The 23,264-nt window shown below is 54.2% G+C and carries 11 protein-coding genes; 10 read left to right on the top strand and 1 reads right to left on the bottom strand.

Annotation, left to right across the window (positions count from 1 at the left end):
- Positions 1–173: 173 nt before the first annotated feature.
- Positions 174–1,337, bottom strand: coding sequence for a tubulin/FtsZ family protein (locus J2T58_RS06435; protein WP_253488290.1), 1,164 nt, complete (start codon positions 1,335–1,337; stop codon positions 174–176).
- Between the two features lie 349 nt (positions 1,338–1,686).
- Here J2T58_RS06435 and J2T58_RS06430 point away from each other — a divergent pair, with 349 nt between their 5' ends.
- The 10 genes from J2T58_RS06430 (at position 1,687) to brxL (ending at position 23,129) form a co-directional block, all read left to right on the top strand.
- Positions 1,687–8,034, top strand: coding sequence for a PAS domain S-box protein (locus tag J2T58_RS06430; protein ID WP_253488289.1), 6,348 nt, complete (start codon positions 1,687–1,689; stop codon positions 8,032–8,034).
- Positions 8,035–8,037: 3 nt separating this feature from the next.
- Entirely contained in the window at positions 8,038–8,661 is a 624-nt protein-coding gene (locus tag J2T58_RS06425) for a 3'-5' exonuclease (protein ID WP_253488288.1), read from the top strand.
- Positions 8,662–8,944: 283 nt separating this feature from the next.
- On the top strand, positions 8,945–9,721 hold the full coding sequence (locus J2T58_RS06420; RefSeq protein WP_253488287.1) for a hypothetical protein: 777 nt from the start codon (positions 8,945–8,947) through the stop codon (positions 9,719–9,721).
- Positions 9,721–10,266 (top strand): BREX protein BrxB domain-containing protein, encoded by a 546-nt coding sequence (locus tag J2T58_RS06415; RefSeq protein WP_253488286.1) that lies wholly within the window; start codon positions 9,721–9,723, stop codon positions 10,264–10,266. The genes J2T58_RS06420 and J2T58_RS06415 overlap by 1 nt, the downstream gene beginning before the upstream one ends.
- 3 nt (positions 10,267–10,269) lie before the next feature.
- A complete protein-coding gene (brxC, locus tag J2T58_RS06410) occupies positions 10,270–13,737 on the top strand; it encodes a BREX system P-loop protein BrxC (RefSeq protein WP_253488285.1) in 3,468 nt (1,155 codons plus the stop codon).
- On the top strand, positions 13,734–17,024 hold the full coding sequence (locus J2T58_RS06405) for an Eco57I restriction-modification methylase domain-containing protein (protein WP_253488284.1): 3,291 nt from the start codon (positions 13,734–13,736) through the stop codon (positions 17,022–17,024). The genes brxC and J2T58_RS06405 overlap by 4 nt, the downstream gene beginning before the upstream one ends.
- Positions 17,021–18,118, top strand: coding sequence for an AAA family ATPase (locus J2T58_RS06400; RefSeq protein ID WP_253488283.1), 1,098 nt, complete (start codon positions 17,021–17,023; stop codon positions 18,116–18,118). Before J2T58_RS06405 ends, J2T58_RS06400 begins: the two co-directional genes overlap by 4 nt.
- Positions 18,119–18,122: 4 nt before the next feature.
- Positions 18,123–18,797 carry a DUF4276 family protein gene (locus J2T58_RS06395; RefSeq protein ID WP_253488282.1) on the top strand — a complete coding sequence of 225 codons (675 nt, stop codon included), beginning with the start codon at positions 18,123–18,125 and terminating at the stop codon, positions 18,795–18,797.
- Positions 18,794–21,088, top strand: coding sequence for a BREX-1 system phosphatase PglZ type B (pglZ, locus tag J2T58_RS06390; RefSeq protein WP_253488281.1), 2,295 nt, complete (start codon positions 18,794–18,796; stop codon positions 21,086–21,088). Before J2T58_RS06395 ends, pglZ begins: the two co-directional genes overlap by 4 nt.
- Before the next feature lie 4 nt (positions 21,089–21,092).
- The gene (brxL, locus tag J2T58_RS06385) at positions 21,093–23,129 is read left to right on the top strand and encodes a BREX system Lon protease-like protein BrxL (RefSeq protein ID WP_253488280.1); all 2,037 of its coding nucleotides are present in this window, start codon (positions 21,093–21,095) and stop codon (positions 23,127–23,129) included.
- Positions 23,130–23,264 lie beyond the last annotated feature (135 nt).

Raw genomic sequence — 23,264 nt, 5'->3', positions numbered from 1 at the left:
AACCGGGGGGAAGCCGTCTCATTTGTCAGGCCTGACCATCCGGGAACGGGAACGTGATTCCATGCCATGAACGAATTATTTAACGGGGAGAGGGGCAGAGGCAGGAGGAATGGGCGTTATTGCAGAGGTGTATCAGCGCATACGATGGAAAAGAAAAGATGGCAGATGGGTGATCACTCAAAGAGGGGATCGACGGCATCCTCAAACATCGTCGATCTCCGCTCCTGGGAGACGAGGACATCCTTCTTCGTCTCCTTGGCGATCTCAAGGAGTTCGGTGATCCGGGGGGCATTACCGATGGACGCAAGGATGACGACCCCGGCGATATATGATGAATCCACAGGATAGTCACCGCCCCGGACCTCGACCCCGGCGATATTCTCCTCAACCCATGACTTGGACTTCTCGACACCCTTCCGATCCAGTTCATTTGGAGGGCCGGCAACAAGAACCAGTGCCCGCTCTGCTGTGGTATAGTCGCAGGGGAGTGTCAGCCTGCCGAGCATCGCCCGCCGGATGACCCCGATGATCTTTGCAGACTTATCCTCCCCGGTCAGGGGGCTCTCGGCCTCCTCCTTCTTCTTCCCAAATCCGGAGAAGAGACTCTTCTTGGGCTTGGTCTTTGTGGTCACCTCGGAGATGGCATATCCGACGGTTGAGATGCCCCCGCCCCGGAGGGTATTGATGAACTCGGACGAATCGACGACCATCTCACCGACACCCAGCTTTCCAACCTCTCCTGCCCGGAAGAGGACGCCGAATCGGCGGACAAGCTCGTCATTGAGGGTATCGTATCCTGCCTTGACACTCTCCCCCTCACTCTTCCATGCACTGTTATCAAAGATGAAGGTGTTATCCGCCTCCTTGACGAGTGTTGCAAGGCTCCGTGCGGCATTATAGGAGTAGAGTTTCCCCTCCTCCGGAGCCGGGATCATCCCGAGGACATAGACCGGCTCCCGGTAGATACGCTTCAGGTGCCGACAGAGGACCGGGGTTCCCCCGGAGCCGGTTCCCCCTCCAAGACCTGCAACGACGATAAAAGCATCGATGTCATGGGTCCCCCGCATATCGATGGCATTGATGATGGTATCGATCTCATCAGCGGCGATCTTTGCGCCGGTGACGTTGTCGGTCCCGACACCATGCCCCTTGACGACCGTCTGGCCGATGAGGAGGCGATCCTTCATCTCGATGTGCTTGAGCCCCATCAGATCGGTTCGTGCGGTATTTACAGCGATACCCCGGAAGCTGTTCCCCTGGATCTTCTTATCCATTGCAAGGAACATATCAACGATCTTGCCCCCGGCCTGTCCATATCCGATAAAAAATACTCTCATCTCTAACCACCAGTAAAATGCAGATCATACCTCCCCGGCATCCCGGACTGGGTGAGGGGACGTATCTACAAGGTCCTGTACGGTTGATACTCCTCCAACAAAGCGCTTCTGGTTTGATCTGCAGGATCACCGATACCGGCCAGCCGATGAGTGGAGAGGATCCGGGGGAGAATGGGGGTTCAGGCAGAGGGATTTGTCCGTGCCCCGGCTGGTGAGAGGGGGAGAGAGGAAGCCTTTCAACCGTCGTGGCGCATCGGTGGGGAGTCTGGGATCGAATTATTCATGAGATAGTATACACACCCCATAGTTCGGAAGGATAAAGATGCTCGGAATGATATAAATATATCAGATGACTCAATCCTCCCCGTTTCGGATCATCTATATCGATGATGAGCCGGCCCTCCTTGAGATTGGAAAGATATTCCTCGAACGGACCGGCCATTACGCAGTGGATGTTGAGGCGGATCCGGAGAGTGCCCTTGGCAGGGTGCTCACCGGGGGATACGATGCCGTCATCTCCGACTACCAGATGCCCTGCATGAACGGGATTGAACTCTTACAGGAGATCAGAAAGGCGGAGTGCAGGGTCCCGTTCATCATCTTCACCGGGAAGGGGCGCGAGGATGTCGTCATTGAGGCGCTCAACAACGGTGCTGACTTCTATCTTCAGAAGGGCGGAGATCCCAAGTCACAGTTTGCCGAGCTTGCAAAGAAGCTCGAGCATGCGATCGGGAGGCGGCGGGCAGAGGAGGAGGTCTCATACCGGCTCGAGTTTGAGCGGTTGGTGGCTGACATCTCCTCGCTCTTCCTGTATGCGAACTCATTTGATATCGCGGCAAACCAGGCACTCTCTGAAATTGGAAAGTTTACAAACGCTTCCCGTGCCTACCTCTTCCTCTTCACCCAGGAGCGGCATGTGGTTGATAACACCCATGAGTGGTGTGCAGATGGCATCACCCCCCAGAAAGAAGATCTCCAGGATCTCCCGACATCCCATTTTACCTGGTGGATGGAGAGGTTAAAGGGAGACGGGCACTTCGGGATCAACAGTGTCGCATCACTCCCTGACGAGGCAGCAGCTGAACGGGATATCCTGGCGGCACAGGGTATCGAATCATTGATCGTCCATTCGATCATCATCGGGGGAGAGATAGCCGGATTCATCGGGCTTGACAATAACCTCTCGGAACGTACATGGGGAGAAGAAGAAGGAGATCTCCTCAGGATCAGTGCAAGCCTCTTTTCAGGAGCTCTTGAACAGAAGAGAGCACAGGAGGCACTCCTCGAGAAGAACGAAGCACTTGCGGCTGCAGATGAGGAGATGCGATCACAGCTTGATGATATCGTCTCGGTGCAGGATGAGCTCCGCCAGTCCCGGGATCTCTTCCGGACCTTCATCGACCATTCATATGATGCAATCTTCATCCATGATCTGAAGGGGACAGTCCTTGATGTCAACGAGACGATGCTCTCGATGTATGGTGTCACCCGGGAGGAGGCACTCAGGCTTACCATTGCAGAGTTTAGTGGTCCCGGGTCGTCAATGAAAGAGGTTGCCGGGAAGTGGGAGCGGGTCATTGCAGGGGAGAACCTCCTCTTCCCATGGAAGGCCAGGCGGCCAGGGGATGGCTCAACCTTCGATGCCGAGGTCTTCCTTACAAGGGTCGGGATGGAGGGGAAGACCTATATTCTCGCCTATATCCGGGATATCACCGGGAGGATAGGGGTAGAGAAGGAGCGTGAGCTGAACGAACGCCGGATGGCCGCCCTCCTTGAGCTTGCGGAGATTGCAGATCAGCCCGAGACGGCGATCATCGATACCGCGATTGAACGGGCTGTCACTATCACCGAAAGCCAGGTCGGGTATCTTGCGTTCCTCTCACCTGATGAGTCATTGATGACGATGTACTCCTGGTCTCAGACTGCGATGGATGATTGCGGTGTACTGGATACGCCGATGGTCTATCCCGTCTCTGAGACAGGGCTCTGGGGAGAGGCGGTCAGGCAGCGGAGACCGGTCATAACAAATGACTACCAGGCAGATAACCCCCTCAAGAAGGGATATCCGGAGGGGCATCTCCCGATCACACGGCATATGAATCTCCCGATCTTTGATGATGGACGGATCGTCCTCGTTGCAGGGGTCGGCAATAAAGAGGAGCCTTACTCAGACCAGGATCTCCGCCAGCTCACCCTCCTGATGGACGGGCTCTGGAAGACCATCCGTTCCAGGAGGGCACATGAAGAGCTTGCGGGAGCAGAGGAGGAGATGCGGTCACAGGTCGATGAGCTCGTCTCGGTACAGAAGAGGCTGTCAGAATCGAACGAGTACCTCGGGAAACTGATCACCCACGCCAGCTGCCCAATCATCGTCTGGGATAGTGAGTGCCGGATCACCCTCTTCAACAATGCGTTTGAAGAGCTCACCGGGATCTCAGAGATGGAGGCGATTGGATCCGATCTTACGATCCTCTTTGATCCCAAAGATCGGAAAAGGGCGATGGAATATATTCGCAGGGCGGGCGCCGGAGAAGGGTGGATGGATCGTGAGATCCCAATCCTCACAAGGAAGGGAACAAAGAGGATCATCCGCTGGAATTCGGCAGCCATCATCGGCAACGGGGGGATCATCGCAACAATCGCTCAGGGCCAGGACATCACCGACCAGCGGCTGCTTGAGGAGCAGATCCGGATCATCAGTGACACCATCCCGGATAGCATCATCTATCAGATTGAGACGAGCCCGTCCGGAGAACGCCGCTTCCTGTACGTCAGCTCCGGGATTGAATCGATCTGCGGAATAACGGTTGATCAGGCCTGTCAGGATGCCTCCCTCCTGTACAGCCGGATCATCCCGGAGGATTATGAGCAGCTTGCCAGGCTTGAAGCGGCGTCGCTTGGAACGATGAGCCAGCTGACGACCGAGTTCCGGATCTGGGACCGAAATGGCGATATCAGGTGGATCTTTCTCAGGGAAGTACCTGAAGCACGGTCTGATGGAAGCATCATCGGGTACGGGGTTGCAGTTGATATCAACGATCGGAAGCTGATGGAGGAGGATCTCAGGCAGCGGAATGAAGAGCTTGCGGGAGCCGAGGAGGAGATCCGATCACAGCTCGAAGAGGTACTCACCCTCCAGAGAGAGAACGAACGTATTAAAAATCAGCTTGCACGGATCATCGATACCCTCCCCGATCCGACCCTTGCGGTGGATGCAGAGGGGGTCGTGACCGCCTGGAACCAGGCGATGGAGGAGCTGACCGGCGTTCCTGCAGGCGATATGATCGGAGAGGGAGACTATGCGTATGCGGTTCCCCTCTACGGGGAGCGAAAGCCCATCCTCATCGATATCGCCCGGGGCGTGACGGGTGGATGTGATGCATATACATCCGTCCGTAGAGAAGGGGATGTTATTGAGGCAGAGACGATGGATGCGACCCCCAGGGGGAGAAGAGCCGCCCTCTGGATTCGTGCGGTCCCCCTGTATGACGACTCCGGCCGGTGTATCGGCGGGATCGAGACGATCCGGGACATTACACCTCAGAAGGAGCAGGAGCTGAAGCTCCGGGGGAGTGAAGCCCTTCAACATGCGATCCTGACCGCGATTCCTGACATCCTTATCCGGCTTGACAGCGAGGGAACGTACCTCGATATCCTCAGCCCTGATGATGATCGGTTATTCCTGCCAAAGGAGAAGATGGTGGGAAGGACGATTGGAGAGTTGCTGTCGCCGGATATTGGCGAGCGGACGGGGGGGGCCATCAGAGCTGCCCTTGCGACCGGAGATGTACAGCAGATCGAGTATACGCTTGACGTTCCAGCGGGAACCCTCCATTTCGAGGCCCGAATCGCCCCGTATGCCGACGATGAGGTGGTTGCGATCATCCGGGATGTCACCAGTGAGAAGAATGCAACCACTGCACTCCATGAACGGGTGAAGGAGGCGGGGTGCCTGTACCGGATCTCATCCCTTGTGGGCCAGATGGGGATGAACATAGATGAGATCCTCGGGGAGTCGGCTAAGATGATCCCGACAGGGTACCGGCACCCGGATATTCTCTCTGTCCAGATCACCGTTGCTGATCAGATCTATTCGACCGAGGGCTTCCGGGAGACCCCCTGGTCACTGCAGAGCGCAATCATCGCAGGCGATCAGGCAGTCGGGGATATCGGCCTCTTCTATCATGAGGATAGAGCGTTCCTTGAAGAGGAGGAGGCACTCCTTGAGACGATTGCTGCACTGCTTGGGAGATATCTTGAGCAGATCAGGTCCCGCGAGATGCTCCTTGTGAAGAACGATGATCTTCAGGCTGCAGAGGAGGAGATGAGGTCACAGCTGGATGAGCTCATCCTTATGCAGGCAGAGATTGCAGCCGGAAGAGAGCGGCTCCTCCAGATCATCGAATCGCTCCCTGAGCCGACCTTCGTCGTCGATGAAAGCGGGGTGGTGACCGCCTGGAACCTGGCGATGGGGCAGATGAGCGGTATTCCCGCAGCCGATATCATCGGGAAGGGGAATTTTGAGTATTCACTCTTTTTATATTCAGAGAGGAGACCGATCCTCATCGATATCGCACGTGGAGTCGGGGATATCTCCATGTATCCGAGCCTCCGGCAGAAGGGGAATATCATTGAGGTGGAGACGGACGATGCACGCCCCCGTGGGAGAGAGGCGATACTCTGGGCCCGGGCGGTCCCCCTCTTCGATGATCATGGCCGGTGCACAGGGGCGATAGAGACGATCCGGGATGTCACAGAGATCAGGAAGGCACAGGAGCGGCTCCGTCAGAATGAGGAGAAGTACCGGGCACTCATCGAGAACCTGACCGAGCTCGTCTACTCCCTCGACACCGACGGGAAGATCACCTATCTCTCCCCAAATGTCGAGGGGATCACCGGATACTCACGCGATGAGCTGATCGGGCAGACCATCGGTGATTTTATTCATCCCGATCAGGTTGCCGGGCAGGTTGAGGTATTCAACAAGGTTGTTGCAGGCAATCCTGTCGTGACCGAATTTGGATTCAGACGAAAGGATGGCAGTTATATCTGGATGAGGACCTCGGCCAGGCCAGTGATCCGGGACGACGGGGTGGTCTCTATCCAGGGGATCCTCACCGATATCACCGACCGGAAGGAGGCTGAGGAGGAGGTTCTTCTCCATCTGATCAGGACAAAGAACCTTCTGGACCTCTACCGCCTTGGTGATGCTCCGGAAGAGGAGATGATGGCGTTTGCCCTTGATGCCAGTAAGGAGATGGCGGAGAGCAGATATGCGTTCATCGGGCTTCTCTCTCCTGATGAGTCGGTGATGGCGATCCATTCCTGGTCTGAGGAGGTGATGGCGGACTGCCGGATGGACCATGGGCCTGTGGCGATCCCGGTTCGGACCTCAGGGATTCTGGGTGAATGTGTCAGGATGCGAGAGGCGGTGATCATCAACGAGTACGCGGGTGATCACTCGGCGAAGAAGGGCTGCCCGGACGGGCATGTTGCGATCACCAGGTTCCTTGCCGTCCCCATCTTTATGGGGGGGAGGATCGCTGCTGTCATCGCGGTTGCAAACAAGGACGAGCACTACATGGAGGATGATGCAGACGCCCTCGTGACGCTTGGCAACATGACGTACGGGATACTTCGGCGCCGTGAGGCTGAGGTGAAGATCCGGGAGAGTGAAGAGCGGTTCCGGCGTCTCGCCGAGAATGCCGGGGATATCATCTACCGGGTCGATCTCCTTCCCAGTCAACGTTTCACCTATCTGAACCCCGCAGTGACCCGGATCACAGGATATACACCAGAGGATCATTACCATGATCCGATGCTTGGCTATACGATCATTCATCCCGATGACCGTCACCTCCTCACTGATCTGGCGGATGGAGAGAGGCTGGCCGAACCGCTCCTCCTCCGCTGGATACGGAGAGACGGGGAGATCATCTGGGTGGAGCAGAAGAATGTCCCCGTCTATGATGATGGCGGCCGGATGATCGCCATCGAGGGGATCGCCCGCGATATAACGGCTGCAAAACTGATCGATGATGAGCTTGCACGGAACGCTGCTGCCATCGCCGATGCAAACCGGAAGCTGAACCTGATGACCGGGATCACCCGGCATGATATCGCCAACCAGCTGACGGTCCTTGGAGGCTATCTCTCGCTTTCACAGGAGATGGCAACCGATGAGACGCTGGCGAAGTATCTCAACCGGATGGATGAGGCGACCAGATGGATCAGGCGCCAGATCGAGTTCACCCGCGAATACCAGGAACTCGGGGTTAAGGCTCCGGCATGGCAGAAGGTCGGAGAGCAGCTTGCCGGGATCGGATCGAGGGCGATCCCGATCATCGATGAGACAGGAGATACTGCGATCTTTGCCGATCCCCTCCTCCCCCAAACCTTTGCGAACCTGATGGAGAATACCGAGCGGTATGCGACCGGGGCGACCCGGGTCAGGGTCTTCTGCGAGGAGGACGGCGGGGATCTCCTCCTCGTCTGGGAGGATGACGGCCCCGGCATCCCGGAGAAGGAGAAAAAGAAGATCTTTGAGCGTGGCGTCGGGAAGAATACCGGCCTTGGCCTCTTCTTTATCCGGGAGATCCTCGGGATCACCAGGATCACGATCACCGAGGAGGGGGTCGATGGTGAGGGGGCGAGGTTTGTGATGCGGGTGCCGGAGGGTGAGTGGAGGAAGGGGTGATGGGTGATTCGTGACGGGCCTCGATACCTCATCTTCGATACCGAGACGACCGGGCTGCCCCTCTATCCCGGTGCACCGTTTTCGGATCTGCATGCCTGGCCACGTCTTGTTCAGGTTGGATGGGTTGTTTGTACTGCCTCCGGGGGACAGATCGCTGAAGAGAGCCTGATCATCCGGCCTGACGGATTTGCGATCCCCGCAGACGCTGAGAGGGTGCATGGGATCTCAACCCGATCCGCAGAGGTCACAGGGATTCCGGTCTCTGATGCTCTTCAAAGGTTCCGGGATGAGATGGATCGTTCTGATAGTGTTGTTGCCCATAATCTCGCTTTTGATGAGGGGGTGATCGCTTCTGAGTGCCTCCGTCTTGGAAGGGATACCCCGTTCCTGGACCAGCTACGGATCTGTACAATGGAGGTTTCGGTTCCGGTCTGCCGGCTCCGGCGGAAGGAGGGCTGGAAGTACCCCACATTGGCTGAGTTGCATCGGTTCCTGTTTGGTGCCGGGTATGAGGGCTGTCATGATGCTCTGCATGATGCGAAGGCGACCGCCCGGTGTTTCTTTGAGCTGGTGAGACGGGGGTGTATTGTGATGGATGATGGTGGGAGGAGGGAACGTGAAAAATAGGAGGGGGGAGGGGATACCGACCAGTCAGGAGAAAGCTACTTCTTTCCTGAGATGATATGATTGATGAGTGTTCCCCACACCCGTGGGGATGAACCGATGACACGATGGGTGCCGCCCATCTTGGAGTTGTGTTCCCCACACCTGTGGGGATTGAATTTTTTCTCAATAAAACCGCTAATGGAGCATGTGTTCTATGAGAGGTGCGGACTCTGATTTATACGAAGAAAGCCCCCCATAATCAAATCTAATCCTTTATAAGTCTGAAAAGAATATATCTCCTTTAGTGCCATTAGAAGCGCCCAAGGCAGGTACGGACTCAGATGATTATGGTTTTACCAGCATTGCAAGTGCCCATACCGGTAGGACCATGATGCTCAATGAATTATCCCGGATTCTTGATTCCACATCTTGGGACTGTCCGGCTGAGGAGATCAAACGGCTGATTGTTGAGGAGAATATTCTTAAGAAGACCAGCATCTCAAGCAGGAAGAAAAGTTATTATCACGTAGAGATTCTGTATAGTCTCGATATTCAAAACCCGCTCTTTGCGGCCCTTCGTTTCTTCTGGGATGAAGCACCGGATGAGAGGCCGCTGATTGCTCTGGAAGCGGCTCTTTTTCGGGATCATATCCTGCGCTATTCCGCGCAAAAGATTCTTCCTCTTGAATGTGACACGCCGATCACAAAGGAAGAGATGATCGGATTCATCGAGCAGGAGTATGGGAAACGCTATTCACCGAAGTTAATAGATTCAACCTCCCGCAATCTCCTCTCATCCTGGGTACAATCCGGCCATCTGCGTGGGAGGATAAGGAAGATCCGGAGAAGAGCACAAGCGGGTCCTGCATCTCTGACATATGCCATCTACCTTGGCCAGCTCACCGGGTTGCAGGGCGCTTCTCTCTTTGATACGGTCTATGTTGATGCTCTGGATGCAACTGATACCGAGATCCAGGCATACCTCCATGCAGCCATGAAGAAAGGATGGCTCATCTATCGGAGCGCCGGAGGGATTATTGAACTGACGCTCACGTTTGATCAGAGAAGGGATGATACATAATGGGAAGAGTCGAAGAACTCATTGAAGTGTATGGGAGGCGGGTCGCACTTCCATGGGAAGAGATGCTTTCAGATCAGGAGAAGGTATGGTTCTGTGTCTATGAACCTGTATATGAACGCCGGATACAGGCACGGCTTGAGGAATTTAAGATCAAAACCGTAACTGCCGGCCATAGATGGGTTCATTACGATATATGCGGGGATTTTGAGTCCTGGCTGATAGAGAATGAGTACCATGAGGAATACTTCAAAAAACCTTCCGATCTCGAGTATGATCTTCCTGATTTCTGCTCATATATGGTAGATACTCTCAGTACAAAGCTGGGAGACGGGGATTCAAACACCGTATCTGCAATCACCGGTATTGGCACCCTTTTTGGGATTGTTCGTGCAAGTACCATCATCGATAATCTCATCAGGCAGACAAGAGTCAGCGGACGGCTGCTCTTCTTCTTCCCTGGTGATCGGGACGGAAGAAACTACCGCCTTCTGAAGGCACGGGACGGGTGGAATTATCTTGCGACACCTATTGAGGTGGAGGAGTAAGCTATGTTAGAAAACCGGGATACCAAGAATAAAGCAGTTTTTTATCGAGATCCGACTGAGTACACCATACCAAACGATGGTGTAACCAAAGTTGGACGAATCACCGATGAATACCAGCTTACCGTCGCCAGATATGAACTCGAGAGTTTCGTCTGTGAGGGGTCCTACAACACCGGGCTGAAGAACATTCTTCAGTCATTCCTTGATAATCTCGATCAGCCGGTTCAACCTGCGGTATGGGTGAGCGGATTCTTTGGATCAGGAAAGTCGCATCTTGTCCGGGTTCTTGATTTTCTCTGGAGCGATCTGGCTTTCCCCGATGGTTCAACCGCACGAAATCTTGCCAAAGTGCCACCCGAGATTAATGATCTCCTTATACAACTGAACACAGAGGGAAGACGAAACGGGGGGATCTGGTCTGCGGCAGGAACACTCAGTGCCGGTGTTGGTGACGACCCAAGAACTGCAATCCTCCAGATCGTTCTTCGGGCAGCCGATCTGCCAGAGAAGATTGATGTCGCACGAATTCATCTCTGGCTTGCCGAATATGGCATCCTTGAAAAGATGCGGCAGCGACTCATTGGTAGCGGGAAGCCAAGGGATATGACCCGCCCCTTCGTATCCAGTGCCTTTGCGGAGGCACTCATCGAGTTCCACCCGGATTTCTCAAACCGGACACCTGAAGAGGCCAGAGATGACCTCCGCCGGCAGTTCGGGACAGATATGGAGATGACAAACGATCTGATGGAATCGATGCTCAATGATATCTTTGCCATGAAGAGTACTGAGAAGGGCAGAATGCCGCTTGTCCTGATCGTCCTCGATGAAGTACAACAGTACCTGACGATTGGAGAGGGGGCAGAGCAGCTCCTTGCATTCCAGGGTGTCATAGAAGATATCTGCAGCAGATTCAAATCACGGCTGCTGATTGTGGCAACCGGTCAGGAAGCACTGCAGGCAAACACCCTTCTCCAGAGGCTTCAGGGGAGGTTCTCATTACGGGTCACACTCGATTCAAAAGATGTCGATACGGTCCTCCGCCAGACCATCCTCAGAAAAAAGGAGTCGATGAAAGAACCACTCAACAAGACACTCGACTCTGTCACCGGGGAGATCTCACGCCATCTGGATGGATCAAAACTTGCCCATCGGAGTGGTGATGGCGAATTCCTTGCTCTTGACTACCCCCTTCTGCCAACCAGAAAACGCTTCTGGGAGAAGGTGCTGCATGCGGTCGATACCGGGGGGATGAGCACACAGCTTCGAAACCAGCTCCGGATCACCTTCGATGGTGCCAGGAAGTATGCCGACAAGCCGCTTGGAACCATCATTCCTGCTGATTTCATCTTCTCACAGCAGATGACACAGCTTAGAAATAACAATATCCTCCCGCAGCAGATTGCCGATGCAATTGCAAAAGAAGATGATGGAACCGAGCAGGGGATATTGCAATCCCGTATTGCTGCTCTTCTCTTCCTTATTCAGAAGGTCGATGCCTCGTTTGGCCTTCGGGCAACACCCGAGATACTTGCAGATCTCCTGATCACCGACCTCGTCGCCGGCTCTGAGAATCTCAGGCGTGAGCTGCCGGATCTCCTCACAGATATGCATGACCGGGGCGTCATCGCAAAGGTTGGTGATGAATATCGTATCCAGACCGAAGAGGGAAGTATCTGGGAAGGAGATTATCAGAAGCGGAAGACCGATTATAAAGCCGATGACTCCATGCTGATCTTCAAGCGGAATGAGATTCTCCAGAAGCAGCTCAACCAGCACCTGGGGCGAATCTCCATCCTGCAGGGTGAGAGCAGAACTCCGCGTGAGGCAGATCTCGTCTACTTCACATCCCAGAGACCGGAGATCGGATCAAAAGTGCCGATCTGGATCAGGCATGGATGGGAGACGAATAACACGGCGGTAACACATGAAGCAGCAGCTGAAGGGAGCGAGAGCCCGCTTGTCTTTGTCTTCCTCCCCCGTATTGAACATGATGCCTTCAAGGATGAGATTGCAGGGCTTCTCGCCGCAGAAAAGGTGATTGAAGATCGTCCTGCTCCAACCACCGCCGAAGGAGATCAGGCACGATCCAATATTGATGCAAAGAGAATGGCACACATCCAGCGGATTGGGAAGATCGTCAGGGAGATCTTCTCCCAGGCATCAGTCTATCTCGGGGGTGGTCTGAAGGTTGAGAATGATACGCTCGACGGTGCCATTCAGAAGGCAACGGAGAGCGCTGCTATCCGTATGTACCCACGATTCAGGGATGCTGACACCAGGGGCTGGGATCAGGTCATTACCCGGGTAAAGAGCGGAGATCAGGCCCCTCTGACAAAAGTGGGATGGGAGAGAGGTGCAGAAGATCATCCTGTCTGTAAGGAGATCCTCAAACGGGTGACGAATCCAAAGAGCGGAAATGATCTCCGGCGTTCTCTTGATCAGCCGCCATTTGGATGGCCAAAGGATGCAATCGATGGGGGGTTGCTGGTGCTGGTTGCGACCAACCATCTGAAGGCAGGGATAAACGGCCGACCATTGTCAGCGACGGATCTTGACCGGCAGCAGATTGGAAGAGCGGCATTTGCAGCTGAGAATGTTGTTCTGACGCAGAATGAACGGCTTGCAGCACGATCACTCTACACGACCGTTTCGCTCACCCCTGAATCAGGGAGAGAAGTTGAACAGGCTATTCTGTTTCTTCAAAAGATTGAGGAGCTTCTCCAGTCATCCGGGGGGGAGGAGCCGCTTCCAAATATTGTGCGTCCCGGATATCTCTCTGAATTACATGGTTACTCGGGAAATCAGCTCATCAGGGAGCTTGTTGTCAGGCAGGATGAGATCACTCCGGATATCAGGCGCTGGCAAAAGACAGGAGATACGATCCAGGAGAAGCTCCCGCAGTGGAGATGGCTCTGGAACCTGATCGACCATGCCGAGGGACTCCCTGAACTTGATGAGATTCGTTCCGAAGCGGAATCGATTCATGAACACCGGAGTCTGCTCGCAGATCCCGATCCGGTCGGGCCGCTGCTTGCGGATCTCCGGAATGGGCTTCGGGAAGCGATCCGGGAAGGAAGGGGGCGGATTGAGACGGCCCGATCTGATGTGCTTGCTACACTGGAAGACGATCCACTCTGGCAGCGGCTCTCTGACGATGATCGGGGACGGCTGATCCGCACCTATCATCTGGAGGAACTCCCCCCCTTAAAGACCGGCACCGATGGCGAGATCATCGAGGAGCTGAAGAAGAGGCCCCTCCAATCCTTTGATGGCACGGTCCGGCTGATCGAGAATGCTCTCACCAGCATCCGGAAGCAGGCAGCAACAATCCTTGAGCCGAAGACGGTGATGGTACCTCTTGGGAGATCGATGACCGTGAAGAGAATTGAGGATCTGGATGAGTATTTTGCGGAGGTACGGAACAGGGTTCTCGCAGAACTTGAGAAGGGCAATCCGGTGATGCTCTCATGACCGTCCTCTCCCGGGAAGAACGGGGTGGCCTCGATACCGCCGTCCAGGCGGCCCGCCGTGTGGCAGAAACAGGGGCACGAAACGCCCTCCATGTCCTCGGCGTCTGTGAGGAGAAGAAGCCGGCCCATCTGACAGAGGAGCAGGCAGAGCTCCGGCGGCGGCTCCGGGTAGAGTTGAGAAGGCTTGGGGGGATCAATCCCGAGGGATTTGAGGCACTGGTCCGGACGGTTGCGTATGAGCAGTGGCACCGGATGCTCTTTGCCCGGTTCCTTGCCGAGAACGATCTCCTCTTCCATCCAAAGTATAAGATTCCTGTCAACCTCGCCGAGTGCGGGGAGATCGCCAGCGAAGAGAACCGGGATCTCTTTGAGCTTGCGGCTGAGTATGCCGAGTGGATGCTCCCCGGCATCTTCAGGCAGGGTGATCCGCTCCTTGCGATCCGGTATGCACCTGAAGATTCTGCCGCACTCCAGGCGATCCTCGCCGGGATCTCCGATACCACCTTCCTTGCCGAAGATGCCCTCGGCTGGACTTACCAGTTCTGGCAGACCGAGAAGAAGAAGGAGGTGAATGCCTCTGAACGGAAGATCCAGGGATATGATCTCTGTGCTGTCACCCAGCTCTTCACCGAGCCGTACATGGTACAGTTCCTGCTTGAGAACAGCCTTGGTGCCTGGTGGCTTGACCGCCATCCCGAGAGCCCGCTCCGATCTGAATGGGTCTATTATAAGGATCAGGTGCAGCATGACTTCTCCACCTGGCCGACGAATATTGATGAGCTCAGAATCCTCGATCCCTGCTGTGGATCCGGGCATTTCCTCGTCCGGGCATTCCATATGCTCCTTGCGATGCGGCAGGAAATGGGCGAGGATGATGAATCGGCCATCAGGGCGATCATCGGAAAGAATCTCCACGGCCTCGAACTCGATCCCCGGTGCATCCAGATCGCCACCTTTGCTATTGCCCTTGAGGCATGGAAGGAGGGATTCTCGCCGACGGCATCTTACCTGCCGGTCCCAAATCTCGCCTGTACCGGGATTCCGATCAAGGCGGAGAAGGAGGAGTGGCTTCGGCTCGCCGGAGGCGAAGGGCTGCTTGAAGGGGAGCTGGCGAAGTACTATGAGCTCTTTAAGAATGCTGACACCCTCGGGAGCCTGATTCAGGTTGATTCCGGGGGGACGCTTGCCGACCCTGCTACTTTGAAGAAGGCACTTGACCGGGCAATCCGGCAGGAGAAGGATGCCGGGGATCCGGTTGCCGCCATCTTCGGGGAGACGGCACACGGGGTGATGAAAGCGGTTGATCTGCTTTCGAGGAAGTATGATTGTATTGTGACGAATGTGCCGTATCTCTCACGGGGGAAGCATGGAGATCTGTTGCGTTCATTTTGTGAAGAACGACACCCGGATGCAAAAGCTGATATCGCAACGGTTTTTCTTGATCGGTGCCTTACGTTCTGTCGAACAGGAGGTACGGTCAGTGCTGTTCTGCCGCAAAACTGGCTCTTCCTTACATCATATACGAAGTTCCGGGAGGAGCTGCTGAAGCAGGAGCGGTGGGAGCTGGTGGTGAGACTTGGTCCGGGAGCTTTTGAAACCATCTCCGGAGAGGTGGTGAAAGCCATTCTCCTGAGTATCGCCCATACACAAGCACTTGGAAGTCACGAACTCTGCGGGCTTGATGTATCGGAAGAACGTGACGCGGCGGGAAAGGCAGAATCTTTGTTGGATGCAGAATTGAAATGCATTGAACAAAAAAAACAATTTAACAATCCAGACTCTAGAATTTTGATTGAACAGGGATCAAAAAGTGAATTGCTCCTTAAATATACAACACCATATATTGGATTACATGTAGGAGACTGGGAACGATTCAGAAGAGAGTTTTGGGATAGTACATATCCATCTGAATTATGGCAAAAAATGCAAAATGCGGTTCCTAATTCCAAGTTATATTCTGGTTTAAATTATGTGCTTTATTGGAAAAACAAAGGCCAGTTACATTTTGATAACCCTCAAGCCCGTGTTCAAGGAAGACTGGCTTGGGGTAAAAAGGGTGTCGCAATTAGTATGATGGCTAACCTACCAGCAACATATTACCACGGTGGTCTTTATCGAAATGGCGTTTCTGCAATAATACCAACCGATCCATCATATCTTCCTGCCATTATTAGCTATTGTTCAAGTGAAGAGTATTGCAGTAATATTCGCAAAATTGATTCTAAACTCTATGTCACATGTACTACCCTCGTCAAAGTCCCCTTCGATCTCGACCATTGGACAAAAGTCGCCGAGGAGCAGTACCCCAATGGCCTCCCCGACCCCTATTCCGATGATCCCACCCAGTGGCTCTTCCACGGCCACCCCTGCGGCTCCGTCATCTGGGATGAGGAGACGAAACGGCTCGCCCACGGGCCGCTCCGGACCGATGGCACCGTCCTCCATGTCGCCATCGCCCGCCTCCTCGGCTATAGATGGCCTGCCGAGACCGATCCCGATATGGAGCTTGCAGCAGAGGCACGGGAATGGGTGCAGCGGTGCGATGCCCTGCTCCCATTCGCCGATGATGACGGAATCGCCGGTATCCCCTCGCTCCGGGGCGAAGGCCGGCTCGTGGACCGGCTGCGGTCGCTTCTTGCCGCCGCATACGGGGCTGCGTGGTCGCCAGATATGGAGAACGAACTCCTCAGGGCAGCCGGCTATACAAGGAATGACGGGCGGCTGAAAGGTGATCTTGAAGGATTCCTGAGGGATGAGTTCTTCGCATCGCATGCAAAGCTCTTCCACCACCGGCCCTTCGTCTGGCAGGTCTGGGACGGGAGGCCGGACGGGTTTTCGGTCCTCCTCAACTATCATAAACTGGATCGGCGCAACCTTGAGCGGCTCATCTACACCTACCTCGGCGGCTGGATCACCCAGCAGCGATCAGAGATCGCCGCTGCCACCCCCGGTGCAGAAGAGCGGCTGGTTGCCGCCCTGGACCTGAAAGGACGGCTTGAGAAGATACTTGAGGGTGAGAAGCCCTATGATATTTTTATCAGGTGGAAGCCGATTCATGAGCAGCCCATCGGCTGGGACCCCGATCTCAATGATGGTGTCCGGCTGAATATCCGGCCATTTGTTGAGGCGGGGGTGCTTCGATCCACCCCGAAGATCCACTGGAGGACAGACCGGGGGAAAGATCCGGTGCCGAATGCATCCGGGACGGTGGAACGGCATAATGACCGGCACTTCACCATTGCAGAGAAGAAGCAGGCACGGGAGAGGGGAGAAGGAGAAGAGGGATGAATACACTGGATAAGATTCATATCTCAGGCTACAAATCGATCAAGGATCTTGATATCACCTTAACCAACCTCAATATCCTGATTGGGGCGAACGGAGCAGGAAAAACAAACTTCATCACGCTCTTCCGGCTTCTGAACCAGATGGTCGAGGGGAGGCTCCGGTATGCGGTCGGGAAAGCCGGAGGCATCAGGTCGCTCCTGCATTACGGCCCAAAGAAGACAGGGAGAATTGAGATCGAACTGCTCTTTGGGAAGAACGGGTACTCCTGCACCTGGGAGAAGGCAGAGGGCGAAGGGATCGTCTTTGGAAGGGAAGTTGCTGAGTTCTATGGTCATGGTCCGGATGAACCACCCTATTATGACTTTGTACAATCCGGTCATGAGGAGACACAACTGATCCCCTATGCAAAAAAGTCGGATCACAACGTAACCCGCCATGTGCTGAACAGCCTGAAGAGCTGGCGGGTCTATCATTTTCATGATACAAGCGATGAATCCCCGATGAAGGCAATCGAGCAGATAAATGACAACAGGTATTTCCGCTACAATGCATCAAACCTCGCCCCATTCCTCTACTATTTAAAAAACGCCCATGAGAAGCACTACAATGATATCCGGGATATGGTGCGGCTTGTCGCACCATTCTTTGACGACTTCTCTCTGAGACCGCTCCCCGAGAACCAGGATCTGATAAAACTTGAGTGGATGGAAAAAGACTCCGATTACCCGTTCATCGCCTCCCATCTCTCAGACGGGACACTCCGGTTCATCTGCCTCGCAACAGTTCTCCTCCAGCCAAATCCTCCGGATCTGATCCTCATTGATGAACCGGAGCTCGGCCTCCATCCTTATGCATTGAATATCCTGGTTGATCTGATCAAGAGTGCGGCAACAAAATCGCAGATCATCATCTCGACACAATCTGTCAGCCTGGTAAACCAGTTTGAGGTGGAGGATATCCTTGTTGTTGACCGCTATAATGGAGAGACAACAATTAAACGGCTTTTAGAGGAAGAGCTTCGGGACTGGCTGAACGACTACTCGCTGGGTGAACTTTGGGAGATGAACATCCTCGGTGGGAAGCCTTCACGGTGATCAGATGATCAGGCTCAAGATTATCACAGAAGGCCAGACCGAAGAGGGGTTCGTGAGTCAAATCCTCGCCCCCCATCTCCGGCAGTTCCATATTGAGGCCTTTGCCATCAACCTCCCGACAGCAGTCAGAGAAAAGACTCATCGCGGTGGTATCATGCCCTATGACCGTGTCAGGAAGATCATTCTTCAATCATTTGAGAAGCAGGGTGCCTATGTCACCACCATGTTTGATCTCTATAAACTCCCGGAGACCTTTCCGGGAATGGATGAGGCCGAACGCATCTCAAACCCCCATACTCGTGTTGAAACAATAGAATCAGCACTCCAGGCGAGCATCAATAACCGGTTCTTCATCCCCTATATCCAGGTCCATGAGTTCGAGGCGCTCCTCTTCTCTGATGTGACAACCATAGATGAGGTGATGACTGCCCAGGAACGATCAAGGATTCATGACCTGGATATGATAATCCGCCAGTTCCCAAATGGCCCTGAGTCGATAAACGATGGAGAGGAGACAGCCCCCTCAAAGCGGCTTCTGAAACTTTATCCATCATACCAGAAGAGAACAAGGGGCATCCAGATTGCCCGGCGGATCGCCCTTGGCACCATGCGGGAGGAATGCCCGCACTTTGATGCATGGATCGCCCGGCTTGAGAAACTCTCCGGAGGCAGATTATGAGACAAACATTTCTTGAGGCAGTACGCAATACCCTGACAACCGCTACAACCGAATACAACCGCAATGATGCTGCGCCCCCTGTTGCCCTCCTCTGGACAGATCCCACAGAAGAGTGGCGACCGGTCGTTTCGCTGCTCAAGAAGACATTTCAGATGCCGATCATGACATTCGGCTCCTATGATCCTGATGCCTGGCAGGGTCCCGCCATCTATCTCAGATGCCTCCTCGAAGAAGCAATCCCCGACACCACCTTCCCAAAGGATGACTGCCCGATCATCTACCTCCCGGGATATTCACGCGATGCATTCAGGAATAGCAGGGACTGTCCTGATGAGATCAAGCCACTGATTGATCTCCAGTATCGTGGCCTCCTCTGGTCGCACAGGAATGGGCGGGACTGGACGATTGCAGGCTATCTTCAGGCAAACTATAGTATCGAAACCCAACCGGATCAGGCGACAAAAGATGCACTCAGAAGCTCAATAGAGAAACTCTGCCAGGAGACGATGCAGACACTCAGTGCAAACCAGCCACTCAAAGCCGGTTTCTTCACCAGCCTCACCCATCCGGATGAGAAGAAGCAGATACTCCTCTGGATGAATGCTCCGGAAGAGGAGCGGGGAAAGATGTCGCATGATGAATGGAAATCCTTCCGTTTTATCTGTAAAGTCGATTATGGCTTTGATCCCCAGATCGATGGCGTCGCAACCGCAGCCGAGAAACTCGCATCCCAGGAGAGGAAGTGGCAACAGATGTGGGAGCGTTTTATCGAGACGCCAGAGAGGTTTTCGGATATTCCAAACCTTCTCAGAAACCTTCAACGACCGCCATTTATTGTCTTTAAGGAGTCATGGCCCCAGATCAATGACGAAGAGGAGAAGACCCTTCATACCGAACTCCTTGCACTTGAGCAGGTATCTCCACCTATCGCTGCAGATACAATTCAAAGGCTTGAAAAAGCCCATGCCGAGCGGAGGGGCTGGGTCTGGGCAGCCATAGGGGAGAGCCCCCTTGCGATGGCAATAGAACCACTCGCCGAACTGGCAGGGCTCTCCACACAGTACACCTTTGGCGGCACGGTGGATGAGCAGGCGAAGCGCTATACCGAGACGCTCTATAAAGCTGATAATGCCATCCTACGCAGTCTTGCGTATGCATCTGATGCTGATACAATGAGGGCAGTAACCACTGCTATCAGGGCGGTTTCCATGAACTGGCTCTCTGCACGTGCAGAGGAGTTCCAGAGGGCATGGTCTCTATCCCCTCCTGAGCAGGTGAAACAAACCAGTCCTCCAGTTGTGGGAGAAGTGATCCTCTTTGTTGACGGGCTTCGTATGGACTGTGGTCACCGGCTCAAAAAAATCCTCGAAGATGGAGGCGAGGAATGCAACCTTTCATACAGATATTCGGTGCTCCCAACCCTGACCGAGACGGCAAAGCCGGCTGTTATGCCCATAGCTGGAGAGCTCGCATCAGGAGAAGGGCTTACCCCATGCACGCAGAGCGGTGCTGCAGCAGAGATCCAGGCACTCAGACGGATCCTTGAGGCACATTCGTATCAGGTCCTGAAAGAAGGAGAGTATGGTGATCCTGCAGGTTCGGCATGGACCGAGATCGGTAACATCGATCATAGCGGCCATGACAGGGGAATCGCCCTTGCCTCAATCCTTGATCACGAACTCTCCCTCATCAGGAAGCGGATACAGTCTCTCCTCCAGGCAGGATGGAGACAGGTTCGTATCGTCACCGATCACGGGTGGCTTCTTATCCCGGGTGGCCTGCAGAAGACCGAGCTCCCCCCGGCATATACCCTCATCAAAAAAGGGAGGTGTGCCCGGCTCCATCCGGATGCCCAGGTTGCCTATCCTGTGCTGCCGTGGTTCTGGGATCGAAGGGTCCGGATCGCCCTTGCTCCCGGAATCAGCTGTTTTGAAGCAGGAAAAGAGTTCGATCACGGAGGGTTGAGCCCTGAAGAAGTGGTCATTCCCGAGATCGTTGTCAGGCGGGGAGGGGGTATGCAGTCTGTGATAGAGGTCGAGCCTCCGGTCTGGAGAGGGTTACGCCTCTCAGTACATACGGACGGTGCAGAAGGATATAGAATTGATATCCGTGAGAGGCCCGGAGATCCGGCAACCAGCATCACACAGGCGGGCAAAACCATCCCCGCAGATGGAACGATATCTCTTGTGATACCGGATGACCGGTTTGAAGGAGCCGAAGCGTTCATTGTAATCCTGGATGATAATGGCAATCCAATAGCCCAGAGAAAGGTGATTATCGGAGGGGAATGAGAGTATGCCAGCATTGGATCAGCTCGATCAACTTGTCACAAAAGCTTTCGACGGCTATGTCGTCCGGAAGGATCTCGCTCAGAAGTTCAAGGGAAACTATGCGGTTCCAACCTATGTCGCCGAGTTTCTCATCGGTAAATACTGTGCAACCACCGATGAAGAGGAGATCAAAGAAGGGCTTGAGATTGTCCAGCGTCAGTTAAGCGAACGGATCGTCAGGGCAGGGGAGCAGGAGCTCTATAAGGCCAATGCGAAAGTACACGGCATCGTCAAAGTGATCGATCTCATCACCGCACGGCTTGATGTCCGTTCAGACACTTTCCTGGCGACCATTCCCTCTCTTCTCTTAAATGATGTCCATATCAATTCAGATCTTGTCTATGAACATGAGCGGATGCTGACCGGTGGCTTCTATGCAGAAGTGGAGCTGGCATATGGAGATCCGGAGAGCAACCGCCCGTTCTCCCTTGAACGCCTCCGTCCGATCCAGCTCTCGAAACGGGGTGTTCTTCAGGACGTTGCACGTGGCCGGAAAGAGATGACGACACAGGAATGGAAGGATTTTCTTATCCGGAGTGTCGGCATTGAGCCCTCCTCACTCTCAGCACGTGCACAGGATGTCCTCTTCCTCCGTATGGTGCCGTTTGTCGAGAAAGGGTACAACATGATCGAGCTTGGGCCAAGAGGAACCGGGAAAAGTTACCTCTATCAGCAGATCAGTCCTTACTCACACCTGGTATCCGGAGGGAAAGCCACGGTTGCCAAGATGTTTGTGAATAACGCTAATGGGCAGAGGGGACTGGTCTGCCAGTATGATGTCGTCTGTTTTGATGAGGTATCCGGGATCAGCTTCGACCAGAAAGACGGTGTCAATATTATGAAGGGCTACATGGAGAGTGGCGAGTTCTCACGAGGCCGGGAAAGTATCCGGGCAGAGGGTGGTATCGTCATGCTCGGCAACTTCGATGTCGATGTCGAGCACCAGCAGAGGATAGGCCATCTCTTTGGCCCCATGCCAAAAGAGATCCGTGACGACACCGCATTCATGGATCGAATCCATTCCTATGCCCCCGGATGGGACTATCCAAAGATCCACCCGGATATGATGACGGAGCATTATGGGCTGGTCAGTGACTTTCTGAGTGAAGCCTGGCGGCAGCTGAGGAGTGAAAGCCGCCTCCATCTCATCAGTGACCGGGTCTTCTTCGGGGATGCACTCAGTGGTCGTGATCGGCGTGCAGTGCACAAAACGGTGAATGGTCTTCTCAAGATTCTTTACCCCTCTTCGGAGATGGAGATTGAAGATGATCAGCTTGAATGGGTTGTCAGGATAGCACTTGAATGCCGGCGGAGAGTAAAGGAACAGCAAAAACGGATCGGATCAGCAGAGTTCCGAAATACGATGTTCAGCTACCGGCTCGGAATGGATGGGATCGAGCAGTATGTCTCAACCCCCGAGCTCCATAGTGACAGCGAGATCTCGCCGGATCCCCTCCCTCCCGGACAGGTATGGGCGATTGGACCGGGAGAGGCGAACGAAGGGAGCGGCCTCTATAAGATTGAAGTGACCGTTACACCCGGCTCATCAATCCGGCTGGTAAATGTCCGGGCGCCATTTGGTCTCAAAGAGAGTCTCCGTGCAGCAGAGCAGGTCCTCTATACCCAGAATAAGATGCTGATAGGGGATCGTGATCCTCATGGAAATGAGTATTCCGTTCAGGTCCGGGCGTTGAGTGCTGCAAAGGGCGCCTCTTCGATTGGCATACCCATTCTCCTTGCCCTCTCATCCGCTGCACTTGGCAGGAGTATCAAGGGGGGTGTCGTGATCGCCGGGACGATGAGTGTCGGTGGAACGATTGAACCGGTCTATAATGCCCTTGATATGGCCGAGATGGCAGCAGATAATGGTGCATCAGCGATACTGCTGCCGGTATCAAGCAGGAAACAGCTCAATGATATGTCTGATGATCTCGCCTCCCGGCTGACGGTCGTCTATTATAAGGATTCACGAGATGCTCTCTACAAAGTGCTTGGCGAGTGAATGACTGTGCAAATCCGCCCCGCCATCCAAGGGGCATGCCCTCACTTTGCGAACCCTTTGTAAAAGTACCACCTAATTATATTGAAAAACCATAAAGTACAATTATATGTACAAACAAATATAATGCCAGTATGG

The organism is Methanocalculus alkaliphilus (assembly GCF_024170505.1).
In the GTDB taxonomy this organism is placed as follows: domain Archaea; phylum Halobacteriota; class Methanomicrobia; order Methanomicrobiales; family Methanocorpusculaceae; genus Methanocalculus; species Methanocalculus alkaliphilus.
Note: the sequence above shows the minus strand (reverse complement) of the source record. Positions and strands in the feature narration are given on the sequence as shown.